We start from the raw sequence: 13,306 nt of genomic DNA on the forward strand, positions 1-13,306 counted from the left end.
CGACCCCCTTGCTCCTCCCGCGGCGGTCCGGCTCCCGGCCGGGCCGCCGCGCTCCCGGCTCACTGTGTTCCTCGTCTCATCGGCGTCTCATCGGCCACGATCGACAGCAGCCACGGCTTGGAGCGATCACCGCGGCTCATCGACGATCCGGCCCACGATGCGGCTGTGTTTCCGGCCCGTTCCGGACCGCCCCCCGAGACCTGAGAGAATGATGAGCATGGCGACTGACCGACCCCGCGTGCTCTCCGGAATCCAGCCCACCGCAGGCTCGTTCCACCTCGGCAACTACCTCGGCGCCGTCCGCCAGTGGGTGGCCCTCCAGGAGTCCCACGACGCGTTCTACATGGTCGTCGACCTGCACGCGATCACGCTCCCGCAGGACCCCGCGGACCTGCGCGCCAACACCCGGCTGGCCGCCGCCCAGCTCCTCGCGGCCGGTCTCGACCCGGAGCGCTGCACGCTCTTCGTCCAGAGCCATGTCCCCGAGCACGCCCAGCTCGCCTGGGTCATGAACTGCCTCACCGGCTTCGGCGAGGCCTCCCGCATGACCCAGTTCAAGGACAAGTCCGCCAGGCAGGGCGCCGACCGCGCGTCCGTCGGCCTGTTCACGTACCCGATCCTCCAGGTCGCGGACATCCTGCTGTACCAGGCCAACGAGGTCCCGGTCGGCGAGGACCAGCGCCAGCACATCGAGCTCACCCGCGACCTCGCCGAGCGCTTCAACGGCCGCTTCGGCCCGACCTTCACGGTCCCGAAGCCGTACATCCTCAAGGAGACGGCGAAGATCTACGACCTTCAGGACCCGTCGATCAAGATGAGCAAGTCGGCGTCCACGCCGAAGGGCCTCATCAACCTGCTGGACGAGCCCAAGGCCACCGCCAAGAAGGTCAAGAGCGCGGTCACCGACACCGAGACCGTCATCCGCTACGACGTCGAGAACAAGCCGGGCATCAGCAACCTGCTCAGCATCTACTCGACCCTCACCGGCGCGGCCGTCGCGGAACTGGAACAGAAGTACGAGGGCAAGGGCTACGGCGCGCTCAAGACGGACCTCGCCGAGATCATGGTCGAGTTCGTGACGCCGTTCCGGGAGCGCACCCAGCAGTACCTCGACGACCCGGAGACGCTGGACTCGATCCTGGCCAAGGGCGCGGAGAAGGCACGCGCCGTCGCCGCGGAGACGCTGGCGCAGGCGTACGACAGGGTCGGACTGCTGCCCGCCAAGCACTGAGGCGCACCACCGCACAGCCCGTACCACTGGACAGAGCGCTGCACATCACTACGGATGCGCCTGCCCGTAACACAGCCGTGGCCGTACAGTCGATAGCCGACGGCTGAGGACCGATCCGTGAAGACGACAGGAGATGACGTGGGGACCGTAACGATCGGTGTGTCGATCGCGGTCCCGGAGCCTTACGGCAGCCTGCTCCAGGAGCGGCGCGCGGGCTTCGGCGACGCCGCGGCTCAGGGCATTCCCACGCACGTCACCTTGCTGCCGCCCACGGAGGTCGAGGCCTCGCTGGTGCCCGCGATCGAGGCGCATCTCGTCGAGGTCGCGGAGGCCGGGCGCCCCTTCCCGATGCGGCTGTCCGGCACGGGTACGTTCCGGCCGGTGTCGCCCGTCGTATACGTCCAGGTCGCCGAGGGCGCCGAGGCCTGCACCTGGTTGCAGAAGCAGGTCCGGGACTCCTCCGGCCCGGTGGCGCGCGAACTGCAGTTCCCGTACCACCCGCACGTCACGGTGGCGCACCGTATCGACGAGGCGGCCATGGACCGCGCCTTCGAGGAACTCGCCGACTACGAGGCCGAGTGGCCGTGCGCCGGCTTCGCGCTGTACGAGCAGGGTGCCGACGGGGTGTGGCGCAAGCTGCGGGAGTTCACGTTCGGGGCAGCGGTGGTGCCGCCGCAGCCTTCGGCGCCTGCGGAGCGAGGGTCGCTTCGGGCCCACTGAGGTCTGAGGGCCCACTGAGGTCCGGGCGTCAGGATGCGGAGCAGGGGCGGCCCGTGTGTGCGCCGGGGGGAAGTTCCTCGCGCTCGGCCTCGGTGTAGGGGCGGTCGGTACTTCGGCAGAGGCTGCGCCACCAGGTGTCGGGGTCGGTGGAGAGGGTCTGCATCTGGCCGGCGGTGAGGATGCGGAGGTCGGTGCCGGTCCAGGCTGCCGCGAACGCTTCGCTGCTCAGCGAGGACGGGGCCTCACCCAACGCCCGACCGCCCGGCGCGGTGTGCAGCCGGAGGTCGTAGTCCGCGTTCAGCGTGATGAGCGTGTCGGTGCCGAGGAAGGCGACCAGATCCGTGCCGGGGAGGGACACCGTGTCCCCCACCTTGCGGCCGGTCGCCACGTCCCAGAACCGCAGCTTGTTGTCGTCATGGGCGACTGCCACGAGGCGTCCGTCGGCGCTGAACATCACGGTCGACGGCGCGAGCTGTGGGCTGTTCAGCCCCTGCACGCCCGCCGGCGTGGTCCAGCGCGTCATACGGCTTCGCTTGCCGAGGTCCCACAGCATGAGCTCCCCCTCCTGGTGACCGGAGCCGGTGACGATCAGGGCCTGGGCGGCATGCCCCGGGCGCGGGACGAGCTGGCCGGGCCAGCTGGAAGCTCCTGGCGTTCCCTCCGCTGCCACGCGCAGGGGGTCTGCGACACGCGTCCCGGTTCGCGGGTCGAGGCGGACGACCTCGTTCGAGGACAGCAGAACGGCCAGGTCACCGTTGCCGAGCTGGGCCACCGACTCGATGCGGGAATCCGCCGCGAGCCCTGGCACCTGGGCGGGGAGATCGACGTCGAGGCGGCGCACGGAATCGTCGGCCGCGTACAGGGAGAGGCCGAGGCCTTCCGAGTCCCATGCGGCAACCGCGTCCCGCTTTTCCGTGCGCACCCAGGTCAGCTCCCAGGTGCCGTTGTCCTTGGGCTTGCCCGGCAGCGCCGCTGAGCGGGCGGGGTCTCCCGGACGGCTCATGTAGAGCAAGCCGTGCGCCAGGGTGGCGTACCGGCTTCCGTCCGGAGCCAGCGCCGCGCGCTGTTCGTGGTTGGAGCCGGGAGCGGGCGGGGCGCCTCCCTCGGTCAACCGCAGGCGCAGCAGGCTGCCGCCGACCGCCACCACCGCGCGCGGCTTCCTGGAACCCTCGCGCGGCTCCCATACCGCGATGTTCACGTTGTCCTGCGAGGTGCCGTCGGTGGGCGCCACCGCCGTCCAGATGTCGTCGTCCAGCAGGCCGTTCAGGGTGACAGTGGAGTAGTCCGGGGCGCCGCTGCTGCGGGATGCGGCCTGGCGGGATTCCAAGAGGTAGAGCTCGGAGGCATCGGGGTTGAAGAGGTGCTTCGGAACGCCGCGGTCCAGCTCCGTGCCGTCCAGGGTGATCAAACTGCTGCTGCCATTCGGCCCGCCCACGTCCACCAGGGTTCCACGGGCCGTCAGTTCGGCGACGTGCTTCCTGTCCGTGACCAGTCTCCGCCGTACCTCCCCGTCGGCCAGGCCGAAGACCGCGACAAAACTCCCGGACGTCGACTGGCGATACCAGGAGATCACCACCTGCTCGCCGTCGTCCGCGAAGGCGGCACCGTTGACCTCCCGGCCGTCGACCAGCCCTCCCGCCGTCGGGATCGCCTCACCGGAGGAGACGTCCCAGACGTTCAGTGCGTCCACCTGGATGGCGGTGTTCCTGCCGCTGTGCTTGCCGTACGAGAACACGCGCAGGAGCCGGGAGCCGTCGTCGGAGAAGTCGAGGTAGGAATCGTAGAACTCGTCTGCCTTGGGCCGGGCCCCCGGGAGCACCCGGGGCTCAGCACCTCCTTGGGCCCCGACCTGCCACCGCCGGACCGAGCCGTCCGCCGCGGCGAGCGCGTACCACCGCCCGTCGTCGCTGAACGCGTCCTGGAACTGGAGGTTGGGAATGTCGCCGAGACGCTGGACCCGAGGGTGCCCGGAGGCCGCCCCCGTCACGATGCGCACCTCCTGACCGCCTCTCTCAGCAGGCGCGGTCGTCACCGCCACCACGTCCTTGCCCGGAGCGGACGTCATCCCCCGCACGTTCCCCTTCCACAGCCCGGAGTGCACCTGTTCCACATCCCGCATCCGCAGGTACTGCCGGAACAGCGCGCCTTCCGCCTTCTCGGTGCGGGCGGTGGCCCAGGCACCCATGGCCGCCTGCACCGACAGCCCGAGGTCGGTGCTCGACCGTTGCTCCGCCAGGTCCGCCAGCTGTCCTGACGCGACCTCGCGCAACTGCTCCTCGGCCTGGTCCCGACTGCGGGACGCGTCCCAGGCCAGCCACCCCGCCAGCAGTGTCAGCACGGTGACCGTAGCGGCGAACGCGCGCAGCACGTACGCCCCCCTGCGCGCGTGCCGCCGCCCCGCCGCCAGGTAGCCCCGCTGTACGTCCGTGATGTCCCGCGCCCGTTCCGACCGCCAGCGGTCCGCCGCCGACAGCAGCTTCTCGGGGGCGAAGACGATGGGGCGGCGGCCGGACGCGTCCCACGCGCGCGCGTGCTCCTCCACCTCCGCCTGCCAGGCGCGGAACTCCTCGCCCTCCCGCAGACACGTGCGCAGCCACTCCCACTCGCGCAGCAGCGCCTCGTGCGCCATCCGCAGCGACTCACCGGACGCCTCACGCGGTGCCGCACTCCGCGACTCACCGGACGCCTCGTCCCGTTGCGAGGGCGACCCGTCCCGCGACCCACCCGGTTGTGCGCGCGTCCACACGAGCAGCTTCTCGCGCACCATGCGCTGCGCCAGCGCCTGTTGGGACGGATCCAGTTCGGCGGCAGGCACCGTGTCCGGCAGGAAGCGGCCGAGTCCGTGGGGCCGGGCCAGCCGCTGGAACAGGCGGCGTGCCGCCTCCTCGTCGGCGAGGCCCTCCTTGATCGCCTCGTCGAGTGTGTCCTGAGCATGCCGGGCCACCGCACCGGACAGTCCGCCCAGGTCCCGGTAGGCGGCGTGGGTGAGGGTCCCTCCGCTGCGGCGTCGCCACAGCTCGGCCAGCGTGAACTCCAGCAGCGGCAGGGCGTTGGCCTCCCCGTGGCTGTCCTGGGCCTCGTGTGCGTCCCGCAGTAGCAGCTCCGTGAGGCCCGGTTCCAGCCCGGCACCGGGAACGGAGCGCAGCGGTTGTGAGATCACCCGGGCCAGGGCGTCGTCGGTGAGCGGGTCGAGGCGCACCAGGGCCAGAGTCAGCTGCGCGGCCGGAAGCGCGGTGGCGAGAGCGTCCAGCGTGGCGTTCCTGGCGGACAGGACGGCACGCAGGCCCCGGTCCGGTACGGGGTCGGCGACACCGGTGAGTTCGCGCAGCCACGTCACCACCCGGCGGGCCGCGCGCGGCGCGGCGGCGGCGTACTCCTCGAACTGGTCGATCACCAGGACGCACAGCCGGCCCCCGGCCGCCGCGCGCAGCCGCTCCCGCAGTCGCGCCAGGGCGAGCCCGTCGCCCGACAAGGCCTCGCGTACGGCGGTACTGAGAGCAGCGCCGTCCGCGGCGTCCCACAGCGCGAGCAGCGCCTCGCCCAGGAACTCCGCCGGGTGGTCCGCCTCACGCGGCGTACGCACGACGACGACCGCGTCCGCCGCCCGCAGCCGGGGCAGCAGGCCGGCCCGCAGCACCGATGACTTGCCCGTGCCCGACTGCCCGGTCAGCAGGGCCAGCGGGCGCTCCCGCACCGCTTCGGCGAGGGCCCGCGCGTCCTGCTCGCGGCCGTGGAAGAGGTGCGCGTCCTCCTCCTCGAAGCGCAGCAGGCCCTTGAACGGCCCGGTGCCGCCGGGCATCATTTCCAGTTCCCCGGGCGCCAGCCGACGGGCCGGGATCAGATACGCCGTCCCCGCCAGGGAGCGCCCGCCGCGCGTCGCGATCATGCCGACCACCGTGCGGGCCTCGACGTCCCACACCGGACTGCCGCTGAAGCCCGGCAGGATCGGCACGCTGCCGCGGCCCGTGTCGAGCTGGATGCGGCCCGCGCCCTGCCCGCCGCGCAGTGTGCCGTGGGCGTTGACGCCCGAGTCGGTGTCCTCGGGGAAGCCGTACACCCGGGCCTCGCGGCCCCACAGCGGCTGGGCGGGAGAGGCCAGGGCGAGCGGCGCGGTGCCGGGCACCGGGTGGGCCAGCCGCAGCACGGCGACGTCGTCCTCGGGGCGCCATTCGGCGACGGTGGCGGCCACCGGCGTGGAGCGACCGTCCGCGAGCAACGGGAAGTCCACGAGGACGGGTTCGTCCGGAACGGCCGACCGCGTCTTGAGGGCCTCCGGATCGTCGACCAGCACGTGCGCGCAGGTGCACACGAGGTCACCGGTGATCAGGAAACCGGCGCCCAGCGGGACGCCGCCTTCGTCGAGGAGCCGTGCGAGACCCCACTCGAACACCGCGTCCGCCGAGGGTGCGGGATGCCCTGCGTCAGCCGACGTCACCGGCGGGCTCCGCGTCCGGGGACGGCTCGTCGTCCGCGCGGACGGTGCCGCCCGGCTGCCGCTCCCACTCCAGCAGCACCTTGAAGTGCGCCTCGGAGGAGGCCCGGGCCAGGACGACGCCCGCGTCCGCGCTCAGTTTCACCCCGAACTCCAGTGCCACCCGGTCGGGGGCCTGCGGCATCGCGCGCAGCGAGTCCAGGACGTCCTGCGCCGCGGGGCGGACGCGGTCCACGGCCTGGCGCAGCGTGTCCGCGGCGCTCGCCCTACGGCCTTCGCGCGCCCTGCGCACGGGTTCGTACGCCTCACCGCCATGCGGCGGGGGCGGTTCGTCCACCTCGACGCGCAGCACCGTGCCGTCGCTCGCTCTGAACTCCGTTATGTCCGCCATCGCGTCCGCGACCCCCGTCGCTGCTGTCCGGTCCGGTGCTCCTACGTCCGATCCTGGGTAGAGCCCGAGAAATGTACGCAGTATCCGCTACGGACTTCAACGGGCAGGTCCCAGCCAGAAGTTCGGGTTCATCCGACGAACCACCGCCCCGCCCGGGTCAGACCGGCAGCCGCCGGAACACCCCCCGCGGCAGATGCCGCAATCCCGCCATCACCACCCGCAGCGCCCCCGGCACCCACACCGTCTCCGAGCGCCGCCGCAGCCCCAGTTCGACGGCCGCCGCGACGGCTTCGGGGGTCGTCGCCATGGGCGCCTGAGGCAGGCCGGCGGTCATCTTCGACCGTACGAACCCGGGGCGTACGACCATGACGTGCACGCCGGTGCCGTGCAGCGCGTCGCCCAGGCCCTGCGCGAAGGCATCCAGGCCGGCCTTGCTGGAGCCGTAGATGAAGTCGGCGCGGCGGGCCCGCTCGCCGGCCACGGAGGAGAGCACCACGAGCGAGCCGTGGCCCTGGGACTGCAACGCGCGCGCGGCGTGCAGTCCCGCCGACACCGCGCCCGTGTAGTTGGTCTGCGCGACCCGCACCGCACTGGCCGGGTCGCGCTCGTCGTGCGCCTGGTCGCCGAGGATGCCGAAGGCGAGCAGCACCATGTCGATGTCGCCCTCGGCGAAGACCTTGCCGAGCGCCGTCTCGTGGGCGTCGGGGTCGAGCGCGTCGAAGGGGACGGTGTGTACGTCGGCGCCCAGTGTGCGCAGTTGCGAGGCGGCCGTCTCCAGGGCGGGTGAGGGGCGGCCCGCCAGCCACACCGTGCGGGTGCGGCGGGCGATCAGGCGGCGGGCGGCGGTCAGCGCGATCTGTGACGTGCCACCGAGGACGAGCAGGGACTGGGGGAGGCCGAAGGCGTCCTTCACGACAGGAGCTCCTAGAGGGTGAGACGGCGCGAGAGGTCCGACGTGAACACCCCGCGCGGGTCCAACCTCGCGCGCAGTGCGCGGAAGTCGTCCAGCCGGGGGTACATCGCGGTGAGCAGTTCGGGGCGCAGCCGGGAGTCCTTGGCGAGGCAGACCCGTCCGTCGGCCGCGGCCACCTCCTCGTCCAGTTCGTCGAGGAGGGCGCCGAGGCCCGGCAGCCCCGCCGGGATGTCCAGGGCCAGCGTCCAGCCGGGCACGGGGAAGGACAGCCAGCCCGGGTCGGCGTCCCCGAAGCGCTTGAGCACGGCCAGGAAGGACGGGCACCGGCGCTGCGAGAGGCGCCGCACGATCCGGCGTACGGCGTCCTCCTGGCCGTATCCGACGACGAACTCGTACTGCACGAACCCGCCGCGGCCGTAGATCCGGTTCCAGTGGGGCACCCCGTCCAGGGGGTGGAAGAAGGCGGGGATCCTCTGGAGTTCGCCGGTACGCGCGCGTGGGGCCCTGCGATACCAGAGCTCGTTGAAGACACCGACGGTCGTACGGCTGAGCAGGCCCTCCGGGAAGAGCGCGGGGGCGGCCGGGAGGCGGGAGGGGCGGAACGCCAGAGGGTCTCTGCGCGCGCGTGAGGGCAGGGATTCGAGGGGCGCGTGGTCGCCGCGGGTCAGCACCGCGCGGCCCGTCGCCGCGCCGCGCGCCAGGAGGTCGATCCACGCGACCGAGTAGCGGTGGCGGTGGTCGGTGGCGGTCAGGCGTGCCATCAGGTCGTCGAGGTCCCTGGCGCGTTCGGTGTCGACCGACATGAGGGAGGTCTCGACCGGCTGGAGCTGGACCGTCGCGGTCAGGATCACGCCGGTCAGGCCCATGCCGCCGGTCGTCGCGTCGAACAGGGGCGTGCCCCGGCTCACCGTGCGGATCTCGCCGTCGGCGGTGAGGAGTTCGAGGGACAGGACGTGGCGGGAGAAGGAGCCCGACACACGGTGGTTCTTGCCGTGGATGTCCGCGCCGATCGCCCCGCCGACGGTGACGTAGCGCGTGCCGGGCGTCACCGGCACGAACCAGCCGAGCGGCAGCAGTACCTGCGTCAGCCGGTGCAGGGAGACGCCCGCGTCGCACAGCACGATCCCGCCGGCCGCGTCGATCACGTGGACGCGGTCGAGGCCCGTCATGTCGAGCACCGCACCGCCGGCGTTCTGCGCCGCGTCCCCGTACGCCCGCCCCAGGCCCCTCGGGATGCCTCCGCGGGCCCCGCAGCCCCGGACGGCTGCCGCCGCCTCCTCGTACGTCCGCGGGCGGATCAGACGAGCGGCGGTGGGAGCGGTGCGGCCCCAGCCGGTGACGCAAACGGTGTCGGCAGGCATGTCGGCGACCGTATCGCCCCTATATGGGCGACTAGTTACTGAACATCCATAACTCCCCGAAATGGGTGATTAACCGCGTGTGAGCCCTGGAGGAGGGCGGTGTGCCGCTCGAGGGCTCCGTTCCTGCGGCTTTGGGGTACTCGCACATGGGTCTTCCACACCGAGGGAAGAGTTGGATCATGGACTGGCTGAAAAAGCTCCCCGTAGTCGGGTCGCTCATGGCGCGCCTGACGGCCACGCACGCGTGGCGGTCGTACGAGCGTATGGACCGGGTGAAGTGGACACGGCTGGCCGCCGCGATGACGTTCACCAGCTTCGTGGCGCTCTTCCCGCTGCTCACCGTGGCCGCCGCGATCGCCGCCGCCACGCTCAGCGGCAGTCAGCAGAAAACGCTGGAGGACAAGATCGCCGAGCAGGTGCCCGGCATCTCCGACCAGCTGAACATCGACGGCCTGGTGCAGAACGCCGGCGCCGTCGGCCTCATCGCGGGCGCCGTCCTGCTGTTCACCGGCATCGGCTGGGCCGGCTCGATGCGCGAGTGTCTGCGGGCGGTGTGGGAGCTGCCCGACGACGAGGAGAACCCCGTCCTGCGCAAGGCCAAGGACATGGGGATCCTGCTCGGCCTGGGCGGCGCCGTACTCGTCACGCTCGCCGCGTCCGCCGTGGCCTCCGCGATGGTCGGCTGGATCACCGAGCAGCTCGGCATCGACGAGGGCGGCTGGGGCAGGGTCCTGCTGCGGATCGCCGCGATCACGGTCGCCGTACTCGCCGACTTCCTGCTGCTCCTGTACGTCCTCACCCTGCTGCCCGGCGTCGAGCCCGCACGCCGTCGCCTGATCGTGGCCGCACTGACCGGCGCCATCGGCTTCGAACTGCTGAAGCTGCTGCTCAGCGGCTATATGCAGGGCGTGGCCGCGAAGAGCATGTACGGCGCGTTCGGCGTGCCCGTCGCCCTGCTGCTGTGGATCAACTTCACGTCGAAGCTGGTGCTGTTCTGCGCCGCGTGGACGGCGACGCAGAGCAAGGAGGCCGAGCTCTCCGACGAGGCCGGGCCCTCCGGCAAGACCGGCCCCTCCGACGAGTCCGGACCCTCCGGCAAGACCGGCCCCTCCGGCAAGACCGAACCTTCCGGCAAGACCGGCCCCTCCGGCAAGACCGACGTCACGGACGAGTCCGACGACGTACCAGATCGGGCAACGGCCACCGGCGGTTGACCAGGAACGCGGCGCCGCCGAGCAGCGCCAGCAGCCCGCCGGTGATCGCGAGCGCGATCCCCATGCCGCCGGAGTCGCCCTCGGCCGTGGCGCTCGCCACCGGCTTCGACGCCCCGCCGTTCGACTTCCCGCCGTTCTCCGCGCCCCCGGCCTCCCCGGTGGCCCCCGGCTGGGTGCCGGCCGGCGCGGCGCTCTTCGGCGGCACCAGCTCACCCACCGGTTCCACCTTGCCGGCCGCCTTGAAGCCCCAGTCGAAGAGCTTGGCGGTCTCCTTGTAGATCTCGTTGTGCTCGTTCTTCTCCGGGTTCATGACGGTGACGAGCAGCACCTTGCCGTTCCGCTCGGCGACGCCGGTGAAGGTGGCGCCCGCGTTGGTGGTGTTGCCGTTCTTGATGCCCGCGATGCCCCGGTAGACGGGCACGTCGGAGTCGCCGCTCAGCAGCCGGTTGGTGTTCTGGATCTCGAAGGTCTCGCGGGTCGTCCGGCCCTTCTTGTTCTTCGTCGTCTTGCCCGGGAACTTCGCGCTGACCGTCGAGCAGTACTCGCGGAAGTCCTTCTTCTGCAGCCCGGAGCGGGCGACCAGGGTCAGGTCGTAGGCGGAGGAGACCTGGCCGGGGGCGTCGTAGCCGTCCGGGCTGACCACGTGTGTGTCGAGGGCCTGGAGCTCCTCGGCGTGCTCGTTCATCTCCTTGACGGTGTGGTCGACGCCCTCGTTCATCGCCGACAGCACGTGCACGGCGTCGTTGCCCGAGCGCAGGAAGACCCCCAGCCACAGGTCGCGCACGCTGTAGGTCTCGCCTTCCTTTATTCCGACCAGGCTGGAGCCGGAACCGACGCTCGCCAGGTCGGAGGGGACGACCGTGTGCTTCTCGGTCTTCGCGAACTTCGGCAGCAGCGTGTCCGCGAACAGCATCTTCAGCGTGCTCGCCGGGGGCAGCCGCCAGTGCGCGTTGTGGGCGGCCAGCACGTCCCCGGACTCGGCGTCGGAGACGACCCACGAGCGCGCGCTCAGGCCCTTGGGCAGTACCGGGACCCCGCTCGCCAGGTTGACCTGTGTCCCGGCCTGGCCGAGACGGGCCCCGCCCACGCTCGACATGCTCGCCGGGGGAGTGGCCGAGGGGCTCGACGACGGACTCCCCGAGGTACTCGGAGTCGGGCGGGGGGCCGCGTAGGAGACGGGCGCGGTCAGCGCGACGGACGACAGGACAGCGGAGGTGACCAGCAGGGATCGCCTGACGGTCTTCTTGGGAGCGGGCACGGTCAGGAACGTACATGGCACGGTGCGTGAAGTCCCGCCACTGCCCCCACCCCGGACAAAGAACCAGACACCCGGCGGCGATACTGAACGTATGAAGCTCAGCCGCCCCGTCTCCTGGTTCCTGCTCGCCTTCGGGGTGTGGAGCTGGGTCATCTGGGTCACTTTCGTCAAAAACCTGATCAAGGACAGCAGCGGGCTCGCGTTCGACGACGGTCACCCGACGGCGTATTTCTGGGTGCATCTGACGCTCGCCGTCGTCTCGTTCGTATTGGGGACGGTCGTCGGCGGCATCGGGTTGCGCGGTCTGCGCGCATTGCGGCGGACGTCATAACCGACAACGGGGGTTTCATCACCGTGGCCATCCTCTTCGTGCTGCTCGCCGTGGCCGTCCTGGCCGTCCTGGTGGCGGCCAACTGGTACCTGTGGCGACGCCTGTTCCGCGACACCACCAGCGGCCCGGGCCTCGCGCGTCGCACGGGCGCGGTGGTGATCGCCGGCGGCTGGGCGCTCGCGATCGCGGCTATCGCCACCGAACGCGCCGGCGCCCCCTTCTGGCTCCAGCGCACCCTGGCCTGGCCGGGCTTCCTGTGGATGGCCCTGTCGATCTACCTGCTGCTGGCCGTGGCGGCGGGCGAGGTCGTACGGCCGCTGCTGCGACGTTTCCTCGCACAGCGGGACAGGCGGCGGACGCCCTCGGCGGCGGCCACCGTCCCACGACCGGAGCCCGTGCCGTCCGGCGCGGGGGCCGAGGACGGCGCATTCCAGGGGGCCATGACGCCGGCCGCCGATGCGCCTGACAACCACGGGTCCCTGCTGCGGAACGCCGACGCGCCCAGCGAACTCGACGCACCCGAGACCCCTGCCGCGCCGGACCCCGCAGGCACCCCCCGGCCTCTCCCCGCCCCCGCCCCCTCCCGCCGCCTCTTCGTCTCCCGCGTCATCGGCGGTGCCGCGGCCGCCGCGGCCCTCGGGACCGTCGGCTACGGCACTTACGGCGTCCTGAACGGCCCGACGGTCAAGCGGGTCACCGTCCCGCTGGCCAAGCTGCCGCGCGCGGCGCACGGTTACCGCATCGCGGTGGTCAGCGACATGCACCTGAGCCCGGTGCTCGGCCGGGGCTTCGCCCAGCGGGTCGTCGACACGATCAACGGCACCCAGCCCGACCTCATCGCGGTCGTCGGCGACCTGGTCGACGGCAGCGTGAAGGACCTGGGCCCGGCGGCGGCCCCGCTCGCGCAACTGACGGCCCGGCACGGAAGCTACTTCGTCACCGGCAACCACGAGTACTTCTCCGGCGCCGAACAGTGGATCGAGGAGGTCCGCCGGCTCGGCCTGCGCCCCCTGGAGAACGCCCGCACCGAACTGGCCCACTTCGACCTCGCCGGCGTCAACGACATCGCGGGCGAGGACGAGGGCCAGGGCCCCGACTTCGACAAGGCCCTCAGCGACCGGGACACGGCACGCGCGTGCGTGCTCCTCGCCCACCAGCCGGTCCAGATCCACGACGCCGTGGAGCACGGCGTCGACCTCCAGCTCTCCGGCCACACCCACGGCGGCCAGCTCTGGCCCGGCAACTTCATCGCGGCGGCGGCGAATCCGACGGTGGCGGGCCTGGAGCGCTACGGCGACACGCAGTTGTACGTCAGCCGGGGCGCGGGCGCCTGGGGCCCGCCGACGCGGGTCGGGGCGGAGTCGGACATCACGGTGATCGAACTGGCGTCGAAGCAGGCGTGAACGTCGTGTGGAACTCGGTGGAAACAGTCGCTGGGTAAGTTCTTTCCCATCT

At 71.8% G+C, this 13,306-nt stretch carries 10 protein-coding genes; 5 read left to right on the plus strand and 5 right to left on the minus strand.

Annotated elements, in window-relative coordinates; all coding sequences use genetic code 11:
* Positions 1-217: 217 nt before the first annotated feature.
* Together trpS and AB0I77_RS29120 are read left to right on the plus strand one after the other, a co-directional pair.
* On the plus strand, positions 218-1,231 hold the full coding sequence (gene trpS / locus AB0I77_RS29115; RefSeq protein WP_363285684.1) for a tryptophan--tRNA ligase: 1,014 nt from the start codon (positions 218-220) through the stop codon (positions 1,229-1,231).
* A gap of 138 nt (positions 1,232-1,369) precedes the next feature.
* Positions 1,370-1,951: a 2'-5' RNA ligase family protein gene (locus AB0I77_RS29120; protein ID WP_363285685.1), complete on the plus strand. Its 582-nt coding sequence runs from the start codon at positions 1,370-1,372 to the stop codon at positions 1,949-1,951.
* A gap of 28 nt (positions 1,952-1,979) precedes the next feature.
* Here the strand turns inward: AB0I77_RS29120 and AB0I77_RS29125 are convergent, their stop codons facing one another.
* From AB0I77_RS29125 to AB0I77_RS29140, 4 genes are all read right to left on the minus strand, one after another.
* Positions 1,980-6,386 carry a trypsin-like peptidase domain-containing protein gene (locus AB0I77_RS29125; RefSeq protein ID WP_363285686.1) on the minus strand — a complete coding sequence of 1,469 codons (4,407 nt, stop codon included), beginning with the start codon at positions 6,384-6,386 and terminating at the stop codon, positions 1,980-1,982.
* A complete protein-coding gene (locus AB0I77_RS29130; RefSeq protein WP_363285687.1) occupies positions 6,373-6,774 on the minus strand; it encodes a CU044_2847 family protein in 402 nt (133 codons plus the stop codon). The genes AB0I77_RS29125 and AB0I77_RS29130 overlap by 14 nt, the downstream gene beginning before the upstream one ends.
* Before the next feature lie 157 nt (positions 6,775-6,931).
* Positions 6,932-7,687, minus strand: coding sequence for a decaprenylphospho-beta-D-erythro-pentofuranosid-2-ulose 2-reductase (locus AB0I77_RS29135; RefSeq protein ID WP_363285688.1), 756 nt, complete (start codon positions 7,685-7,687; stop codon positions 6,932-6,934).
* 11 nt (positions 7,688-7,698) lie between these two features.
* Positions 7,699-9,048: an FAD-binding oxidoreductase gene (locus AB0I77_RS29140; RefSeq protein ID WP_363285689.1), complete on the minus strand. Its 1,350-nt coding sequence runs from the start codon at positions 9,046-9,048 to the stop codon at positions 7,699-7,701.
* Positions 9,049-9,227: 179 nt separating this feature from the next.
* On the opposite strand from AB0I77_RS29140, the gene AB0I77_RS29145 reads away from it, so the two are divergent.
* On the plus strand, positions 9,228-10,262 hold the full coding sequence (locus tag AB0I77_RS29145) for a YhjD/YihY/BrkB family envelope integrity protein (protein WP_363285690.1): 1,035 nt from the start codon (positions 9,228-9,230) through the stop codon (positions 10,260-10,262).
* Here AB0I77_RS29145 and AB0I77_RS29150 read toward each other — a convergent pair.
* On the minus strand, positions 10,210-11,520 hold the full coding sequence (locus AB0I77_RS29150; RefSeq protein ID WP_363285691.1) for a D-alanyl-D-alanine carboxypeptidase: 1,311 nt from the start codon (positions 11,518-11,520) through the stop codon (positions 10,210-10,212). The genes AB0I77_RS29145 and AB0I77_RS29150 overlap by 53 nt on opposite strands.
* A gap of 91 nt (positions 11,521-11,611) precedes the next feature.
* On the opposite strand from AB0I77_RS29150, the gene AB0I77_RS29155 reads away from it, so the two are divergent.
* Both AB0I77_RS29155 and AB0I77_RS29160 read left to right on the plus strand, forming a co-directional pair.
* A complete protein-coding gene (locus AB0I77_RS29155; RefSeq protein WP_363285692.1) occupies positions 11,612-11,851 on the plus strand; it encodes a hypothetical protein in 240 nt (79 codons plus the stop codon).
* A 23-nt stretch (positions 11,852-11,874) separates the two neighbouring features.
* Positions 11,875-13,254, plus strand: coding sequence for a metallophosphoesterase (locus AB0I77_RS29160; RefSeq protein ID WP_363285693.1), 1,380 nt, complete (start codon positions 11,875-11,877; stop codon positions 13,252-13,254).
* Positions 13,255-13,306 lie beyond the last annotated feature (52 nt).

The organism is Streptomyces sp. NPDC050619, assembly GCF_040654815.1.
In the GTDB taxonomy this organism is placed as follows: domain Bacteria; phylum Actinomycetota; class Actinomycetes; order Streptomycetales; family Streptomycetaceae; genus Streptomyces.

Excerpts from the sequence above, each read along its gene's own strand:
- AB0I77_RS29155 (WP_363285692.1), top strand. The coding sequence starts at position 11,612 with ATGAAGCTCAGCCGCCCCGTCTCCTGGTTCCTGCTCGCCTTCGGGGTG.
- trpS (WP_363285684.1), top strand. The coding sequence starts at position 218 with ATGGCGACTGACCGACCCCGCGTGCTCTCCGGAATCCAGCCCACCGCA.
- AB0I77_RS29130 (WP_363285687.1), bottom strand. The coding sequence starts at position 6,774 with ATGGCGGACATAACGGAGTTCAGAGCGAGCGACGGCACGGTGCTGCGC.
- AB0I77_RS29140 (WP_363285689.1), bottom strand. The coding sequence starts at position 9,048 with ATGCCTGCCGACACCGTTTGCGTCACCGGCTGGGGCCGCACCGCTCCC.
- AB0I77_RS29145 (WP_363285690.1), top strand. The coding sequence starts at position 9,228 with ATGGACTGGCTGAAAAAGCTCCCCGTAGTCGGGTCGCTCATGGCGCGC.